The following is a 17,197-nucleotide window of genomic DNA, read 5'->3' as shown; positions in this document are numbered from 1 at the left end:
AGGGCCGCGCTTGTTCGTGTCCGGTGATCGGGTGGTCGGTGCCGTCGGCGATCTCGCGCGCGCGGCGAACTGTGAGTTCGCGGTGCTGCGCGGCATCGACGCCGCCCTCGGCAATCTGCCCGGGGTTCCCGACACGACGGCTCCGCTGGTGCGCACGGCCGAACCCCGCGCCGAACTGCTCGCTCATTTCGGTGACCGGCTGGTCCGAGTCCCGTCGCCCGAGGTGGTCGGCACGGATTCGGCTGCCCGGATCGCCGCGCTGACCCGCGCCGCCGAGCACACCGGGCGAGCGCTGAGCTCCGGGGCCGAGGCGATCTTCGGCGCGGTGTTCTTCGACGGTCGATTCGCCTGCGGGGCAGACCTTCTGGTCCGCGGTCGCGCCGCGTACACCGTGCACACCGCTCTCGGTGAGAATTCGGTGGGGGTGCCCGGTACGCCGCATCGTGGCAACGTGTCGTCACGGTCGTATCGCGAGGACGACGCGATGTCGACAGGTCCGGCGGGATCGCCGCAGGGGCCCGGCGATACTGCGGCGAACGAGGAGTTCACCGACTTCGCCGGCGGAATCGTCGCGGCGACCCCCGCCGACAGCCGGGTGCTGCGCCGCGAATTGGCCGCGGGCCGCACGCCTTTCGAGCGGATCGCGGCGTCGGTGCAGGCGGTGAAGGTCGATCCGGCCCGCGAATCGCTGAGTGCCCGACTGGGATTCGCGGCATGCGCGCTGGCACTCGCCGACGCGGGCGTCGATGCCGATCCCTCGGCGTATCTGTGGACAGCCGAGGGTGTGCGGCGCGAGTCGAGCGTGGAACTGGCGCCGGTGTATTCGGCGCGGCGGGCTCGCGTGGAGCACATCATCGAGGACAAGCTGGCCGAACTGCTGCCGGTCCAGTGGGGTGACCCGCGATATCTGGCCTGTGGGCGGTGCCCGACTTGCCGTGCCGCGGCGGCGAACGCGCGAGACCTGTTGCTGGTCGCGGGGATCCGGCCCACCCAGCGGGCCAGGCTGCGGGAGTCGGGCGTGCTCACGATCGACCGTCTCGCCACCACCGATACCCCTGTCCCCGGCCTCGCTCCGCGCACGCTGGCGGCCCTGCGCAGCCAGGCCGATATCCAACTCGTCCGCGAACGCACCGGCCGCCCGGCCTTCGCGCTGCGCGATGCCACCGCGCTCGGCGCCCTGCCTGCCCCGCGTCCCGGCGACCTCGCCCTGATCATCGATCTGGATCGGCACGGCGCCATCACCGGCCTCGAACTCGCCGACGCCGCCGGTATCGTCTTCCGGCCGGTCCTAGCGGATATCGCAGCGCCGAACAGCATCCGGCCGAGTGCATCGTTCGGTCCGAGGGACACCAACGCCGTGGTCTTCGGGCCCGGCGGAGTGGAACCCGCGAACGCGGCGGGCTATCCCAGCGCCGATCCGGCCGAGGCGGACACGATCTCGTTCGGGCGCATAGTCATCGGCGCCGACCCGGCCATCGGCGATGCCGCGACGGAGGTGCAGGCCGACCCACACCCCGTCGGTATCGACGCGGCGCCGCGCGGCCCGCTCGGCGGCGTGCGCGCGGGTTCGCCGACGCAGGACGGGGGAGTGCTGGAGGAGCTGCTGGAGATCATCACCGATCACCGGGCGGTGGATCCGAATGTGCGTGTGTACCACTACGGCTCGGATATTCGCACGGCACTGCTCGATGGGGCCGGTCGGCTCGGGACCGGCGCCGAGCTGCTGGATGAGCTGTTGGCCGAAGGCGCGCTGGTCGACCTGGCGCCGATCGTGCGCACCGCACTGCTGATCGGCGAACAGTCCTACGACGCAGCGGGACTCGCCGCGTTGCTGCCGAACGCGCCCGGACGGGCGGCGACGGTGCTCGGTATCCGCGACTGGCTGCTCGACCGCGCGGCCGACGCGGGGATCGCGGTGCCGGGCACCCGGTTCGCTGTGGCGGAATCCGATGTGCCGCCCTCGCTGCACCCCGGCTCGGTGGAAGCGGCGCTGAGCGAGTTCGCCGCGGACGCGCACGGCGATGCCGCTCGCGCCGCGGCCCTGACGGCCGCGGTCCTCGGCTATCACCGGCGTGAGCGGCAGCCGCGCTGGTGGGCCCATATCGATCGGCTGGGCCATCCGGTCGGCGATTGGGCCGACGCGCCGGGCGTGCTCGTCGTCGAATGGGGCACTGTCGACACCAAATGGCATCGCACACCGCAGCTTCCGATGATGCGCCGCTACCTCACGCTCACCGGCAGGTTGGGCACGGGCGCCACGCTCACCCCGGGCACCCAGATGGTCACCATCTACGACGGCGCCGCCGCGGCGGGCATGACCCAGACGCTCGGCCGCCGTGCCACCGCCACCGCCACCGTGCTCGGATGCGCCGTCGACCCGAACTTCGACGACACCGTCCGCCTGGAAGAGCTGCTCCCGGCGGGCTGCCCGCCCTACGACGACCTGCCCGCCGCGATCGCCCCCGGCCCGCCCGACGGGGAGGCCGAGGTCGAGGCCGCGCTGGAGTACACCGCCCAGGATCTGCTGATGAACCTGCCGTGGGTGCCGGAGAACGCGGTCTACGATGTGCTGCTGCGGCGCGCGCCCCGGTTGCGCGATGCGATGGCGTTGCCACAGCCCCACGACGACCTCGGCGCCGTCCTCGCGCACGCGGTGGGGGCGCTGGACGCCTCGTATCTGGCCGTGCACGGGCCGCCCGGCACCGGCAAGACCGGCATCACCGGGCGCGCGCTCGAGCGGCTCGTCACCCGCCACAAATGGCGGATCGGGGTGGTGGCGCAGTCACACGCGGTGATCGAGCGGATCTTCGACGCGGTCGTGGAAGCCGGTCTGCTCCCCGAACTCGTGGCGAAGAAGGACGTCGCCTCGGTCGGTCCGGAATGGTCGGCGATCGAGGCCGCCCGGTATCCGCGCTTTCTCGACAACGCCGTCAACGGGTGCGTGATCGGCGGCACCGCAGCGGATTTCGTCGACGAACGCCTGATCGCGCCCGGCGCCCTCGACCTGCTGGTGATCGCCGACGCGGGCGAATGCTCGCTGGCCGACACCGTCGCGGTCGCGGTGAGCGCGCGCAATCTACTGCTGATCGGCGATCCGGTGCCGGCTCGGGCGCAGGCGAAACACCCAGAACCCGTGCAGGTCTCGGCCCTGGAATGGCTGTGTGAGGGCGCGGCGACCCTGCCCGTCGAACGCGGCTACTTCCTCGACCGGACCTGGCGCATGCACCCCGCGATCTGCGAGCCCGTATCCGCCTGCTGCTACGACGGGCGACTACGCGCGGACGAGGTGGTCACGCTGACCAGGGATCTGGCGGGTATCGCGCCCGGGGTGAGTACGGTGCTCGTCGAACATCGCGGCAGCGCTACCGAATCCGACGCGGAGGCGCGCGAAGTGGTGCGCCGGGTGCGGATTCTGCTCGGCGAGACGTGGACCTCGGACGGGGGAACCCGCAAACTCCACCCGCACGACATCTTCGTGGTCACGCCCTATGCCGCGCAGGTGGCGCGCATTCGAACGCTGCTCGCTCGCGCCAAGATCGAGGATGTGCTGGTGGGCACTCCTGATCGGTTCCGGGGGCGAGAGGCCGCGGTGGTGCTGCTGTCGATGACCACGTCCACCCCTGCCGACGCGCCGTTCGGAATGCGGCCGTTGTTGTCGCGCACTGTTATTCACGCGACGCTGTGTCGGGCTATGTGGAAGGCGATCGTTATTCGCTCTCCGCTGCTCACCGAGTATCTTCCTGAGACTGCGGAGGAATTGGCTGATCTGGTGGGGTTTCTTCAGTTGGGGTAGGTGGGGGAGGGTTCAGGCGCTGCGGAGTAGGCGGCGTAGCCATTCGACGGTGGAGTCGGGGGTGGCGGGGGTGATGTCTATGTGGCGGCTGGCATGGACCAGGTAGCGGCCGTCGTCGGGAATGTCTATCCAGGACAGGACGCCCGCGGGGGTGGGGTCGGTGCCTGCCGCGACGAGGATCTGGCCGATGCCGGTGCGGGGGCGTTGGAGGAGTCTGCGGATGCGGGCGGCGTCGGACGGGCCCGCTACGGGGGCGGTCACCAGGTCGCGGCTGTCTTCCTCGACTCGGGTCGCCGGTGCCGTGATGCGGGGGGTCAGGCCGGGGCGTTGGGCGGGTAGTCGGGAGAATATCTGGGCGGCAAGACGTTTGGTGCTACCTACCTGGACGTGTACTGGGCCGCCGCGGTCGGCGGCTGTCCCTGGTTCCTGCACCGCGAGAACGGCGACGTCGGCGGTGACCGCGCCGAGCATCCGTACCGGTGCGGGCGCGTGGCCGCAGACCTCGACCCGGATCTCCGGTTTCGCCAGGACCCGCAGGGCGGCAGCGAGGTCGGCGTCGAGGGTGCGGGCGCACCAGGCGTCGAGCGCGGGGCGCTGGGCGGCCTGCTCGACGGTGTCGCGCGCGGACGCGCGGACGGCGAGCGGATAGGGGATCCGGTCGCCGTCGGTGCGCGCCCAGGTCAGCGCGAACTGGTCCGGGGTGAAATGCCAGTTCACTCCCGTTCGGTCCACTCGCCGAGCACGGCGGGACTGGTCGGCTCCATCTTCCCGATCAGCGCGTTCACCTCGTCGGCGGGTTCGAGATAGGTCGGCTCGTCCTCGAGGAACCGCAGGAAATCGTCCTCCTCGTCCTCGTCCTGCTCCACCGGCGCGGCGGGCCGCGGACCGCCGGATGGCCGTGCCTGATCGGCGGCGGCGATCGCCCCGCCCATCATGCCGCCGATCGCGCCCGCACCCATCCCGGTCGCGGCCTCGCCACCGGACACCGAGGAGTCGCGTTCGTGGCGGACCTCGCTCGCCGCCTCGGTGTCGGTATCGCCGGGCGCCGTGTTCGCCGCGTGGGTCTGGTCTGTCGGCGGTGTCACACCGACAGCTGCGGATCGGGCGGAGGCCGCGCGGCGAGTGCGGGCGCCTACCGGCATCGCGCCGAGAGCGGCCGTGGTCGACGTCGGCGGGGTGCTCGCCCGGCCCGCGTCGGCAGGCGGCCGGTTCGGGGTTGTCGTCGCGGCTGCCGACACAGTCGTGGGCGTCGGCCCGTTCGCCGCCGCACCGGGGGTCGCGGCGGTCGCGCTGGTCGGGAGCCCGCCGTTGCCGGCCGAGGTTGTGCTCGCAGTGCTGACGACCGGCGAGGATCCGGCGGCCGTCGTGGCGGCGGTGACGGTCTCCGCTGTCGCAGTCGAGGCGACGACGGCGGGCGTCTGCGCGACGCCGACCGAGGACACGGTGCCCGATGGCGTTACCGTGGCGGCAGTCGCTGTCTCGGTGGCGATTCCGGTGAAGGCGGGCACACCGGAGCCGGTCGGCAGAAAGGCGCCGGCGTAGATCGTCTCCATCGACCGCACCGCGTCGAGGCGGGCGTTCTCGGCCTCGCGGGTGATCGTGGCATTGTTCGCGGCCTGCTCGGAGTCGAGCAGCGCGGCAGTCGGATCAGGCTGCGTCCCATCGGGTTCCGCGATGGCGGCGCGCAGGGACTCGGCGGCATCACCGGCCTGGCACAGCCGCACGCCGACCGCGGTCAGGACATCGGCGATGCGCCGACCAGCCTGTTCGAAGTCGCGTACGGCATCGCTGGCCTGCTGAGCGGCCGCACCGCGCCAGCCGTCGGCGATGGCTGCCCGGATCTCACCGTGCGCGATCTCGACACCGTCGCCGAGACCGGTGGCGGTGGTGAGGAAGGTCTCGCCCGCGCCTGCCAGCGCAGCGGGGTCGAGTTGCCTTACCGCGCTGTGGATCTCGGTATGGGACAGGTGGTCGAAGACTTCGACGACGGAAACGTAGTCCGCGTCGGTGCGGCCGGAGATGCTACGCAACGCCATCACCGGGTACCTCGATCGCGGCGACCACGCCCGCCAGCGCCTGGTCGGCCTCGTGGAAGCTCGCGCCGGCGGCGCGGAACACGGCGGCCAAGTCGCGCGCGGTACTCGCGTAGGCGCGCAGTTCGTCGAGTGCCGCGGTGGCCTTCGACTCGAAACCGGTGCGCAGGGCGCCACCCGAGTCGAGGCCGCCGAAACCGGGGATGACAGCGGTCCGGCTCAGCGCCAGCACCTGGGCGTCGACTTCATCGGCCAGCCGTTCGTAGCGCAGCGCGCAGCGTTCGGGCGCGCCGTCGGCGACGAGCACCCCGTCGATCCACAGCCCGCCCTCGTCGACAGCTTGGCCGAGTGCCGCCGTATTCGGCAGCCCCGTTCGATTCGGTTGCACCGGTTCCCCCTTCGTCGTTCATCGCACCGCGGTGAGTACCCATTGCGCGATATCGGCCGCCACACGCAGCTGCACCGGTTCGTGCAACAGGTCGTGTCCCGCGTCGGCGTACTCGCGCAAATCTACCGATCGGTGCCGTGCTGTCCATAGCCGGATTACATCGATGGGCGCCCTTCGGTCGTCGACGCCGTGCACCGCGAGCAGCGACAGACCGGGCGCGGGCGCGCTGTCGGCGACGCGGCGCGGCGTCCCGCACAGGATGAGTCCGGCCAGGTCGACGGAGTTTTCCCGGGCGAGGTGCGCGGCGGTCGCGGCGCCGAGGGAGTGACCCATCAGCACCGGCGGGTCCGGGTGATCGGCGCGAACGAGTTCGAGAAAACCGCGCGCGTCGGCGGTGAGTTCGTCGATGGTGCCCGGCGCGTCGGGATCGCCCTCGCTCAGTCCCTGCCCCGCGGTGTCCAGGGTCCACAGCTCGATTCCGGTGGGGCGCAACGCCGCGGCGAAGCGGTGATAGTGCCCGCTGTGCTGACCGGTACCCGGCAGTAACGCCAGCCTCGCCGCGGGTCGGTCGACGGACCAACACCGGCAGTGCAACCGTCCACGCTCGCTGTCGAAATAGGGCACCCGTCGATTATCGCTGTTGGACCGGTCGAATTGTGATGGGAGACAGCACTAGTACGGGGTGGTCCGAGATGGGAACCGCAGGTGATGTGGGCTGCACATGTGGGCCCGCAGCCGTTAGACTTCGCGCGTCGAGCTGGGTCAACAGAGTCGAGGGTTACAGATGTTGTCGTTCCGTCGTTGCGTCGTCCGTGTTGTGGTCGGTGCGGCTGTCGTGAGCAGCGCCTCGCTCGGTTCCGGCGCCGTCGTTGGCGCCGCGCCACTGTCTTCGTGCGGACAGGCGCGCCAGGATGTCGCGATCAGCTCGAGTGTGCCGCTGCTGGACTGGTCGGAGAACTTCGGCATCGACGCTCAGGGTGATCTATGGGTATCGCGGGTGATGCGCGGGGAGGTGCAGCGCTACGACCGCGAGGGGCGCCTGACCGCCACGGTGGCCGTGCCATCGCCCGGCGCCGTGCGGCTCGGTCCCGACGGGCTGCTCTACGTGGTCACCGGTAACTCGCCGCTGGCCGGTTCGGGCGGCATCGTCCGCTTCGACCCGGCGGCCGCGAACCCGAACCCCGTCGCGTTCGCCATCGGCTTCCCGCAGCCCAACGGCGCCGCGTTCGACGCCGACGGCTATCTCTATGTGACCACCGCGAACGGCCTGCACCGCCTGCGCCGCGACGGCAGCGAGGACATGGACTGGTGGACGGCCGTCAGCGTCGATGGGCCCAATGGTGTCGCGGTGTCGGGTGACTCGGTCTATGTCACCGCGAACTTCGTCGGTGCCGGTGGCCCTGTCGGTCGGGTGCTGCGACTCTCGCGGACCCATCCAGGCGCCGCGACGACCCTCGCCGATCTGACCTCGGTCGGTACGCTGCCCGATTTCGTCGACGACCTGGTCGTGCGCGATGGCGTCCTGTACGTCACGACGCTGGCCGGGCACCTCGTCCGCGTCGACCCGAACACCGGCGCCGCCTGCACCATCGTCTCCACCCAACCGCTCACCGCCGTCGTCGCCGACCCGGCCGACCCCTCGGCTCTGCTCGCGGGCTCCGAGGAGGGCACGGTCCTGCGCATCCGCCCGGTCGGCTGATGTAACCGTCGGGTGGGCTGGTCATCCGCTGACCGAAACAGGGCTGCCGCGGCGTCGCCTCGGGTGCGCAATAGCCGGTACACGCGGATCCATTGTCCGGTCGGCGAATTCGTCTGCCGACCGTCGCGATCGCGCGGCCTCAGCCGCCGACGTTGGTCGCGGCGGGCGGGGTCGGGGTCGGCGGTGCGGGAACAGGGGCGGGCTGCGGTGTTTCGACCGGAGCGGGCGCCGGAGCGTTCGACGTCGGCGCGCTGGAGGAGGATTCCCCCTGGCCCGGGCTCACGGCCCGTGGTTCGGGAGCCGGCGGGGCCGCGGGGGCTTCGGGGAGCACCACCGGCAGCTCGGGCACGACGAACGTGCCGACGGTCGGGGTCATCACGCAGCGCGCGCCCGCGTAGTCGATGGTGCCCCACATGGAGGCCACGACGGTGCCCGCACCGCTGTGCACGGTCTTCGACAGCGACGGCAGATTGAACTCGGTCTGGTCGTCGAGGCCGACGATGCCGCTCTGACCGTTGTTGACGTTGACCCACGCGACGCTCAGACCCGAGGCCAACGGAACGCCCGTGTGGCGTGGGCTCGCGCTGAACCGCACATCGCCCGGCGTCAGGCTGGACGCGGTGCGCGGGCCCGGACCTTCGAACGACGCCGCGGCGATGATCGTGGTGATCGGGCCGTTGCTGCCGCAGCCGAACGTGGGGGCCGCGTAGGTGAAGGGCGTGAACTGCGTCGAGATGGCACGCAGCGCGTCGCCGCCGACGAGGCCGGTGAAGTTCGCGATCGCCGCCACGCCCGCGTTCGACTCGGCGTCGTCGCCGGCGAGGTGGGTGAGGTGGCCGATCGCGTCCTCGATGGGGGTCGCGACCGCGCTCGGGGCCAACAGGGCCAGCGCGCCGATACTCGCCGCGGTGACGACCGCTGCTCTACCTGCGATGGATCTGCCGTTCACCCGTGGCTCCTCGATGGATGCTCGCCGCCGGATAGTCCGGCTCGTCTGGCAACGTACCAGGTCGCGGCACGGGTCGCTGCGTCACCGACGCCGGGGTGAGCGCCGGTGGGACGCCTATCGCGGGCGCGATGGTCGACACCGAGGATTACCGAAGGGTAGGTTTCTCTGCAACGGCTACGAGTGACTGGGAGACCCGTATGAAGTTAGCCCTGTCCCCGGAAGAGATCGCTTTCCGCGACGAGCTCCGGCATTTCTACGTGACCGAGATCCCGGCCGACATCCGCGACCGGGTCAAGCACGGCCAGGACCTGTCCCGCGAGGACATCGTCACCGCGAACAAGATCCTCAACGACAACGGTCTCTGCGTGCCGAACTGGCCGACTGCCTGGGGCGGCAAGGACTGGACCCCGATGCAGCGCCACATCTGGCTCGACGAGATGCAGCTGGCCTCGGTGCCGGAGCCGCTCACGTTCAACGCCTCGATGGTCGGTCCGGTGATCGCCCAGTTCGGTTCCGAGGAACTCAAACAGCGCTTCCTGCCGCCCACCGCCGCGCTCGACATCTGGTGGTGCCAGGGCTTCTCCGAACCCGACGCGGGTTCGGACCTCGCGTCGCTGCGCACCACGGCGGTGCGCGACGGCGACTCCTACATCGTGAACGGTCAGAAGATCTGGACCACGCTCGGCCAGTACGCCGACTGGATCTTCTGCCTCGTGCGCACGGACCCGACCGCGCCGAAGAAGCAGGCAGGCATCTCCTTCCTGCTCTTCGATGTGAAATCGCCCGGTGTCACCATGCGCCCGATCAAGCTGATCGACGGCAGCTATGAGGTCAACGAGGTGTTCTTCGAGAATGTCCGGGTGCCCGCCGATCAGCTCGTCGGCGAGGAGAACCAGGGCTGGACCTACGCCAAGTATCTGCTCGGCAACGAACGCACCTCCATCACCGGCGTCGGCAAGACCAAGGTCAAGCTCGGTCTCGCGAAGGACTACGCGCGCGCGACCAGGACCGGGCGCGGCACGCTGCTCGACGATCCGGTGTTCGCGGCGCGGGTGGCCGAGCTGGAGAACGAACTGCTCGCCCTGGAACTCACCCAGCTGCGCGTGGTCTCCAACTCCGTTGAGGGCAAGCCCAATCCGGCCTCCTCGGTGCTCAAGCTCAAGGGCACGGAATTGCAGCAGGCCGCCACCGAACTGCTGCTCGATATCGCCGGCGCCGACGCGCTGGCGGTAGACGCCGACGACATCGCCTCGCCCGCGTGGGCCCAGCACACCGGCCCCGGCTACCTGAACTACCGCAAGGTGACCATCTACGGAGGCTCGAGCGAGGTCCAGCGCTCGATCATTTCCTCCACGATCCTCGGATTGTGAGGCGCTGACATGGAACTCGCACTGACCGAAGAACAGACGATGTTGCGTGACACGGTGCGCGAACTGCTGCACCGGTTCTACGACGGCGAAGCCCTCACCAAGAGCGGTGACACCGACCCCGGCTGGAATCGCACGGTCTGGAAGCAACTCGCCGACCTCGGGGTACTCGGGCTGACCATTCCCGAAGAGGACGGTGGCGTCGGCGCGGGCCCGGTCGAGGCGATGCTGGTGCAGGAGGAGCTCGGTCGCGCGCTGGCGCCGGAACCGGTACTCGACTCGGTGGTGATCCCGGCTGAACTACTGCGCCTGGCAGGCAGTGCCGAGCAGCGCCAACGGCTGCTGCCCGCGCTGTCGGAGGGCACCCGTCTGCTCGCCTTCGCGCACACCGAGCCCGGTCTGCGGTGGCCGTCGACCGAGCTCGCCACCACCGCCGTGGCCGAAGGCGACAAGTACGCGCTGACCGGCGTGAAGAATCCGGTGCTGCGCGGTGACGTGGCCGACGAGGTGATCGTCAGCGCGGCACTGCCCGACGGCGGAACCGGACTGTTCCTGGTCGACCCGGAACAGGATGGCGTGCGACGACGGTCCTATCGCACCTTCGACGGCCGTCGCGCCGCGCAGTTCGACTTCGACAACGCCACGGGCGAACTGCTCGGCGACACCACCGACGCCGCCGAGAAGATCGCCCTGACCCAGGGCTACGCCCAGGCGGCGCTGTGCGCGGAGTCGGTCGGGGCGATGGAGGTCGCGCTCACGCTCACCACCGAATATCTCAAGACCCGCAAGCAGTTCGGGGTCACGCTGTCGAAGTTCCAGGTGCTCACCCAGCGGGCGGCGGACTGCTACGTCTCGCTGGAGCTGGCCCGCAGCATGAGCCTCTATGCCACGGCGGCGCTGGCCGACGGCGGCAACGATCCGGTGATCGGGTCACGGGCGCGGTTGCAGGTGGGTAGATCGGCCGAACACATCGGCCAGGAGGCGATCCAGATGCACGGCGGCATCGGCGTCACCGCGGAGTACCCGGTGAGCCACTACGTGGCCCGGCTGACAGCGATCGGGCAGACGCTCGGTGGGGCGCTGGAACACCGGCGCGAGCTGGCCGATCGGATCGGCGAGTACGACCTGATCGAGCTCTAGCTTTTACGGCGATGGTGCGTGCCCGGGGTGCGGGTGCGCACCATCGTTGTGTCAGCCCGCTGCGGTTGCGGGGGCCGGGGTTTCGGTCGTCGTCGCCTCGGTCGTCGTCGCAGTGGTCGGGGTGGCGCCGGTGTCGGCCGGAACGACGGTTGTCGGCGCGTGGTCGAAGACGTGGGTCGGCGGATAGTCGTCGGACGCTTCGTCGTCGCCGACGCGGGGCGGGGTGACGGTGCGGGTCGGGTTCTGCCGAGTGGGGAGCTGCGGTCGGGTGGTCGTCGGCTCGTCTTCGGTGGTCGTCGGCGGACGCGGCGCTGTCTCGGCGGGCCGGGATTCCGTCGTCAACTCGGCGGGGCCGGGCTCGGGAGCCGGTTCGCCTTCGCGCGGCGGCGTCTCCGACGGCGAGGTCTCGGTGGAACTGAGGCTGAACGGTTTCCGCGGCGACATGTACGGCGCGATCCGCCAACTGGGCGACGGCGGGATCGGGATGTGCACCGTCGTCGAGGTGGAGTTGTCGGTCGACCGTGCGGGTGCCGCAGCCAGGTCGGCGCTCAACGGTGGTGCCGGCACGTAGACGTCCTGCTGCCCGACACCGCACGCACCGATGATGATCAGTCCGAGCGACACCGCGCCAACAGCGACTGCCGGACCTACTAACTTGGCCCTGCTGTTATCCATCGCCCTGTTACTCCTCGTCGGCTTCGAGATCGCCTCACAGTAGTTCAGGTAGCGCGAAAGAGCGCATTTTAAATGCTAGTGGTCCAGATATCGGATTGATTAATTCGGCGTGTCGTGGGGACGTGTCGCGCACGTTCGACGTCGCCGAGTCGTAGCGTATGTGAGCAAAGTTACGCATGAGACGTCCGGCAACGTTTACCCCTGACGCGCGATATCGCGCGGCGCAAGTATCCGATCGGCGTCATCGAGGAGAATCTCATGGGAGCACTCTCGACACCCCGGCTGGAAACCGCGGCGGCGAACACCGATTCGGCCGCCGACGGGCAACTTTCGTCGACACCGCCGGGCAACCGCACGCTCACGGTGGTCGCGCGGATCATGGGCTGGGTGTTCTTCGTCGGCGGTCTCGTCGGAGCAGGCCTCGGGATCGCGGGCCTGCACGTGGAGATCACCGTCGCCGGGCTGATCCTGGCCTGTACTGCAGGACTCATTCTATTGAAACTGCGCACCGATCGGGACGTGCCCGAAACAACCTGAGATACCTCATAATTCGAATGCGGTCGCGGGTGTGAAGACTTACCGTTCGACCCGTGCGCATCGAAATCACCAGTGACGCTGCCCGGTTCATGCATGACGTGCGACCGTTGCTTCGCCGTGATCCGTTGCGGCACACGGTCATCGCCACCGTTCTGGTCAACACGGTCAACGGCAGGTCCGGACTGCCCACGCTGTTCCTGAGCGTTCGCGACGACGCCGATCAGGTCGTCGGCATCGCACAGTGCACCGACGGCGCCGCCTACCTCGGTGAGCTACCCGCGCACAGTATTTCGGCCGTTGTCGACGCCTTCGCCACGCACGCGATCGCGCTGCGCAGTGTCGAGGGCGGGCATGCCGATGCCGTCGCCTTCGCGACACGATGGTCGGAGACCACCGGCGGCACCTACCGCCGTCGGCACTCGGCCAGGCTGTTTCGCCTCGACACCCTGCGGGTCCCCGCCGCCCCCGGAGCGCCCCGGCAGGCCACTGTCGACGACGTGGACACCTGCATCGCGATGATCGAGGAGTTCCGCGTGGAGACCGACGGGCCGCGCCGCTTGGACGAGGCGACGGTGCGCAGGCGAGTCGAGGCCGCGAGCACGTGGTTGTGGGAGCACGACGGCTTGCCGGTCACCCTGGTCGCACGCCAGCCCGCCGTTCTCGGCTGGGCCAGGATCGGCCCGGTCTACACGCCACCGCTGTTCCGGGCCAACGGCTTCGCGAGCGCGCTCACGGCGACGGTCGCCGGTCGAATTCGCGCGGAGGGCGCCGACGCCTGCCTGTTCACGGACCTGGCCAATCCGACCTCGAACAAGATCTATCAGCGCATCGGCTTCGAGCCGGTGCGCGACTTCGTGCACTACACACTGAGCGGCGCGGGCGTCGACCAGGCGAACACGCCTAGACCAGTGGGGCGGCGCGCCACCAATCCAGCATCTGGGCCTCGTCGGCGATGAAACCGCGGCTGTACATGAGCATGGCGCCGCGGGCCGGGTCGCTGTCGAAGCGGGTGACCATGCGCGGTGATCGCGGCTGGCTGCCGTGCAGGACGAAGTTCGTGTAGGAATGGCCGGTATGGGTCGTGGGGCGCGCGTCGTTGGCGGGCAGACCCGAAATCGCCTGCGCGGCCGAGTCCGCGGAGGGGTAGAGGAAGAACTCGTAGGTGGCCTTGTTGCCGCCACCGAAGCAATGCCACATCACCGACCAGTCGCCCATGTCCGCGTCGTCGGCGTCGCGGCTCGCGCTCGCGCGGTCGTAGGCGAAGCAGCCCGCGTTGCCCAAACCCGAACCGGCGTGGACCAGGTTGCTCGTCGAGGTGGCGGGCAGCATGCTGGGGAACTCGTTGCTGAGCTTGACCGCGTTGGCGCCGACGACCTGTCGATCGGTCGTCGGACGCGTGGTCGTCGTCGGGCGCTGGTAGGCGGAGGTCGGCGCGTCGACCGATGATGGTGCGACCGTGGAGGTTTCGAGACCGGGCGTGCCCGACGCTCCGGTGTCGCCGTTGTCGCCGAAGGACATCAGCAGAATCCAGCCGAGGAAGACCACGATGGCGATCATCGCGAGCCAGGCGATCGGCGACGCTTGCCAGCGCGAGTTCCGCTTCTTGCCCAGGTACTCCTCGGCGACCGACGAACGCCCGCCCGTCTGCCGGGAACCCCCGGCGTCGCGCGGACGCTGCGCGAGGGCGTTCGGGGCGCTCGCGGGTGCCCCGTTCGACCACGAAGGACCGGACTGCGCGGCCCCCGATCGGCCATCCGGCCATCCCTGGCCGGAGCTCGCTCCCCACTGCGCGCCGTAACCCGCGGGCGTGGGTTGTTGTCCCGCCGCGGCCCACGGCTGATCGGCGCCGGTCGTGCCAGGCCATGGCGACCCACCGCCGAACGAATTCGGGTTGGTGTGGCCGGCGATCGGGTAGCCGGCACCGGGGGTATACGGCGAGTTCACCGGGTAGGTCCTGGTCGGACCCGAGACGTGGGCCTGCGGCGGGGGAGCGTGACCGCTCAGGGCGTGGAGCGCGGCGGCGGCGAACTCGGCGCAGGTGGCGAAGCGTTCCTCGGGGCGCTTGGCCATGCCCCTGGCGATCACGGCGTCCAGTGCCGGGGTGATGCCCGAGTGCAGGGCGCTCGCGCGGGGTGGGGGTTGCTGGAGGTGGCCCTGGATCACCGCGACGGGATTGGTGGCGTCGAAGGGGGTGGATCCGGTGAGTAGGCGAAAGAGCGTGCAGGCCAGCGAATACTGATCGGCTCGGCCATCGAGGGTGATGCCGGAGAGTTGCTCGGGGGAGGCGAAAGCCAGGGTGGCGGTGAAGGTTCCGGTTTGGGTCAGCTTCGCCGCGTTGTCGTCGTGCAGGCGGGCGATGCCGAAGTCGGTGAGGTAGACGCGTTCGGTGCCGTCGACCGGTTCGATCAGGATGTTGGCGGGTTTCACGTCGCGGTGCAGCACGCCCCGACTGTGCGCGAAGTCCAGTGCCGCGGCGGTTTCGGCGACGATGCGGACCGCGCGCGCCGGGTCGACAGGTGCGGGCAGCGACGACGCGTCGGCGCCGTCGATGTAGCGCATCGAGATCCACAGCTGGTCGTTCTCGACGCCCCGGTCGTACACGGTGACGATGTTCGGGTGCTCGAGCTGCGCCACGAGATCGGCCTCGCGTTCGAACCTGGCCTTGATCTCGCTGTCGAAGAACAGCTCTCGGTTCAGCAGCTTCATCGCGGTGCGCCGGGGTAGCCGCGGATGGCGCGCCAGATACACCGAGCCCATGCCGCCACGGCCCAGCAGTCGTTCGATCGTGTATCCGGCGAAAACGCCGCCCTCGTCATACATCGCGGTCAGTTCAGCGGTGCCGAGCGCCACCAACGCAGCACCTCGTCGGCGGTGCCGTAGCCGTCGGTGTACATCAGGAACTGGGAGCGGGCGGGATTGCCGGTGAAACTCGTGATGATCTTGTTCCCGTTGTCGGTGTACTTGTAGTTGGTGTGCTGCTTGCCGCCGTTGCTGTCGGTGGACTTGGTGTTGGTCGGCAGGCCGTCGAGCACCGCCTTGACGTCGGCGGCCGAGTCGAAGGCGTAGATCCGGTAGAACGGGTCGTCGCTGTCGCCGCCGCCGAAGCAGCTCCACAGGTGCACCCAGGCGCCGAAATCCGGTTCGCCTTCCGCGGGCGACGGCGGATTGGTGTTGTCGGTCTCCCAGCAGGTGGCGCCGTTGTATCCGGTGGAGTCGTCGACCGTGGCCGGCACGATCCGGCCGAACTCGGCGCTGATGGCGTCGGCGCTCGGGGTGATGTGGGGGCCCGCCGACGTGGTCGTGCGATCGCCGCCCGCGTCATCGCCGCTGGCCGCGACACCGATGGCGATCAGCAACACGATCACCAGGATCACCGCGACGACGATGCCGATGATCAGCCCGGTATTCGACTTCGACGGTGGTCGCTGTGGATACTGGGCGAAACCGCCGGCCTGTGGCCGCGGCGCGGACTGGTACTGCGGACGCGACTGCTGGGTGTACGGCTGGGAAGTGCCGGTGGGCGACTGGGTCATCGGTCGCTGGGCGCCCATCGGACTGCCGGTCTGGTGGCCCTGTGCCGTCCCCATCGGGCCACCGGTCATCGGTCCCTGTGCCGTACCGAGCTGGCCGCCGGTGATCGGGCCGTGGGTGGCGACGGGATACGGCAGGCCGGTCTGCGGGATCGCGCCACCCGTCGTCGGCCGTCCGGCGATCGGCAGCGACCCACCGGTGCCCGGTCGCGGACCGACGATCGGCAACGCGGGCGCGCTGGGGCTGTTCAATGCCTCGATCGCGGCCTCGGCGAAATCCGAACAGGAGTCGAACCGGTCATCGGGCCGCTTGGCCATCGCCTTGGCCAGCACCCGGTCGAGCGCGTAGGAGAGTCCGGGCCGGACAGTGCTCAACGTGGGCGGCGGCTGCTGGAGGTGGCCCTGGATCACCGCGGCGGGGTTGGTCGCCGCGAACGGTCCGGAACCGGTGAACAGCCAGAACAGCGTGCAGGCCAGGGAATACTGGTCGGACCGGTGATCGAGCGCGGCGCCGGTGAGCTGTTCTGGGGAGGCGTAGGCCAGCGTCGCCGTGAAGGTGCCCGTCTGGGTGAGGTTGCCGGTGTCGTCGCGCAAGCGGGCGATGCCGAAGTCGGTGAGGTAGACGCGTTCGCCACGGCCCGCGCCCGAGCGGGCGAGCAGGATATTGGCGGGCTTCACGTCGCGGTGCAGCACGCCCATGCCGTGCGCGTAATCCAGCGCGTCGGCGGTTTCCTTCACGATCTGCAGCGCGCGAGCGGGCGGCAGCGTCTGCGGATCCACCGATGCCGCGTCGACGCCGTCGATGAACTGCATGGAGATCCACAGCTGTTCGTCGTCGTGCCCGCGGTCGTAGACGGTGACGATGTTCGGATGGTCGAGGCGCGACACGAGATCGGCCTCCCGCTCGAACCGCGCCCGCACCTCGGCGTCGAAGAACATCTCGCGATTGAGCAACTTCAGCGCCGTCATGCGCGGTAGCCGAGGATGCTTGGCTAGATAGACCGAACCCATGCCACCGCGGCCGAGCTGCCGTTCGATGACGTAGCCGGCGAAGACATCTCCGTTGGCCAGCATGTCTGCTCCACT

Annotated in this window: 14 protein-coding genes; 6 read left to right on the top strand and 8 right to left on the bottom strand. The window is 69.8% G+C overall.

Annotated elements, in window-relative coordinates; genetic code table 11:
• Positions 1-16: 16 nt before the first annotated feature.
• The gene (locus NA12_RS34640; protein WP_243654821.1) at positions 17-3,793 is read left to right on the top strand and encodes a bifunctional RecB family nuclease/DEAD/DEAH box helicase; all 3,777 of its coding nucleotides are present in this window, start codon (positions 17-19) and stop codon (positions 3,791-3,793) included.
• A 12-nt stretch (positions 3,794-3,805) separates the two neighbouring features.
• On the opposite strand, the gene NA12_RS15845 is transcribed toward NA12_RS34640, so the two are convergent.
• Genes NA12_RS15845 through NA12_RS15830 form a run of 4 tightly spaced genes read right to left on the bottom strand, consistent with a single transcriptional unit; the run spans position 3,806 to position 6,838 of the window.
• Positions 3,806-4,510, bottom strand: coding sequence for an ESX secretion-associated protein EspG (locus tag NA12_RS15845; RefSeq protein ID WP_067450916.1), 705 nt, complete (start codon positions 4,508-4,510; stop codon positions 3,806-3,808).
• Complete coding sequence (locus NA12_RS15840; RefSeq protein ID WP_067450913.1) at positions 4,507-5,829, bottom strand: WXG100 family type VII secretion target; 1,323 nt, start codon at positions 5,827-5,829, stop codon at positions 4,507-4,509. Before NA12_RS15840 ends, NA12_RS15845 begins: the two co-directional genes overlap by 4 nt.
• The gene (locus tag NA12_RS15835; protein ID WP_243654714.1) at positions 5,816-6,214 is read right to left on the bottom strand and encodes a hypothetical protein; all 399 of its coding nucleotides are present in this window, start codon (positions 6,212-6,214) and stop codon (positions 5,816-5,818) included. The genes NA12_RS15840 and NA12_RS15835 overlap by 14 nt, the downstream gene beginning before the upstream one ends.
• Positions 6,215-6,232: 18 nt before the next feature.
• Entirely contained in the window at positions 6,233-6,838 is a 606-nt protein-coding gene (locus NA12_RS15830; protein ID WP_067450910.1) for an alpha/beta hydrolase, read from the bottom strand.
• 211 nt (positions 6,839-7,049) lie between these two features.
• Between NA12_RS15830 and NA12_RS15825 the strand changes: the two genes are divergently transcribed.
• Positions 7,050-7,913, top strand: a complete 864-nt coding sequence (locus NA12_RS15825; protein ID WP_132369679.1) for an SMP-30/gluconolactonase/LRE family protein — start codon at positions 7,050-7,052, stop codon at positions 7,911-7,913.
• A 139-nt stretch (positions 7,914-8,052) separates the two neighbouring features.
• On the opposite strand, the gene NA12_RS15820 is transcribed toward NA12_RS15825, so the two are convergent.
• On the bottom strand, positions 8,053-8,862 hold the full coding sequence (locus NA12_RS15820) for a hypothetical protein (RefSeq protein WP_067450904.1): 810 nt from the start codon (positions 8,860-8,862) through the stop codon (positions 8,053-8,055).
• A 197-nt stretch (positions 8,863-9,059) separates the two neighbouring features.
• Here NA12_RS15820 and NA12_RS15815 point away from each other — a divergent pair, with 197 nt between their 5' ends.
• Both NA12_RS15815 and NA12_RS15810 read left to right on the top strand, forming a co-directional pair.
• Complete coding sequence (locus NA12_RS15815; RefSeq protein ID WP_067450901.1) at positions 9,060-10,232, top strand: acyl-CoA dehydrogenase family protein; 1,173 nt, start codon at positions 9,060-9,062, stop codon at positions 10,230-10,232.
• 9 nt (positions 10,233-10,241) lie between these two features.
• A complete protein-coding gene (locus tag NA12_RS15810; protein WP_067450898.1) occupies positions 10,242-11,369 on the top strand; it encodes an acyl-CoA dehydrogenase family protein in 1,128 nt (375 codons plus the stop codon).
• 51 nt (positions 11,370-11,420) lie between these two features.
• Here the strand turns inward: NA12_RS15810 and NA12_RS15805 are convergent, their stop codons facing one another.
• A complete protein-coding gene (locus NA12_RS15805) occupies positions 11,421-12,044 on the bottom strand; it encodes a hypothetical protein (RefSeq protein ID WP_132369678.1) in 624 nt (207 codons plus the stop codon).
• Positions 12,045-12,302: 258 nt separating this feature from the next.
• Between NA12_RS15805 and NA12_RS15800 the strand changes: the two genes are divergently transcribed.
• Both NA12_RS15800 and NA12_RS15795 read left to right on the top strand, forming a co-directional pair.
• Positions 12,303-12,581, top strand: coding sequence for a hypothetical protein (locus tag NA12_RS15800; RefSeq protein WP_067450892.1), 279 nt, complete (start codon positions 12,303-12,305; stop codon positions 12,579-12,581).
• Between the two features lie 53 nt (positions 12,582-12,634).
• Positions 12,635-13,537: a GNAT family N-acetyltransferase gene (locus NA12_RS15795; RefSeq protein WP_067450889.1), complete on the top strand. Its 903-nt coding sequence runs from the start codon at positions 12,635-12,637 to the stop codon at positions 13,535-13,537.
• Here NA12_RS15795 and NA12_RS15790 read toward each other — a convergent pair.
• Both NA12_RS15790 and NA12_RS15785 read right to left on the bottom strand, forming a co-directional pair.
• On the bottom strand, positions 13,482-15,431 hold the full coding sequence (locus tag NA12_RS15790; RefSeq protein WP_307188351.1) for a serine/threonine-protein kinase: 1,950 nt from the start codon (positions 15,429-15,431) through the stop codon (positions 13,482-13,484). The genes NA12_RS15795 and NA12_RS15790 overlap by 56 nt on opposite strands.
• Positions 15,407-17,185 carry a serine/threonine-protein kinase gene (locus NA12_RS15785; RefSeq protein WP_067450886.1) on the bottom strand — a complete coding sequence of 593 codons (1,779 nt, stop codon included), beginning with the start codon at positions 17,183-17,185 and terminating at the stop codon, positions 15,407-15,409. The genes NA12_RS15790 and NA12_RS15785 overlap by 25 nt, the downstream gene beginning before the upstream one ends.
• Between the last annotated feature and the right edge of the window lie 12 nt (positions 17,186-17,197).

The organism is Nocardia alba NBRC 108234 (genome assembly GCF_001612665.1).
In the GTDB taxonomy this organism is placed as follows: Bacteria; Actinomycetota; Actinomycetes; order Mycobacteriales; family Mycobacteriaceae; genus Nocardia; species Nocardia alba.
Note: the sequence above shows the minus strand (reverse complement) of the source record. Positions and strands in the feature narration are given on the sequence as shown.

Bases quoted from the DNA above. Each gene is read 5' to 3' on its own strand.
- NA12_RS15800 (WP_067450892.1), top strand. From the start codon at position 12,303: ATGGGAGCACTCTCGACACCCCGGCTGGAAACCGCGGCGGCGAACACC.
- NA12_RS15840 (WP_067450913.1), bottom strand. From the start codon at position 5,829: ATGGCGTTGCGTAGCATCTCCGGCCGCACCGACGCGGACTACGTTTCC.
- NA12_RS15815 (WP_067450901.1), top strand. From the start codon at position 9,060: ATGAAGTTAGCCCTGTCCCCGGAAGAGATCGCTTTCCGCGACGAGCTC.
- NA12_RS15805 (WP_132369678.1), bottom strand. From the start codon at position 12,044: ATGGATAACAGCAGGGCCAAGTTAGTAGGTCCGGCAGTCGCTGTTGGC.
- NA12_RS15810 (WP_067450898.1), top strand. From the start codon at position 10,242: ATGGAACTCGCACTGACCGAAGAACAGACGATGTTGCGTGACACGGTG.
- NA12_RS15785 (WP_067450886.1), bottom strand. From the start codon at position 17,185: ATGCTGGCCAACGGAGATGTCTTCGCCGGCTACGTCATCGAACGGCAG.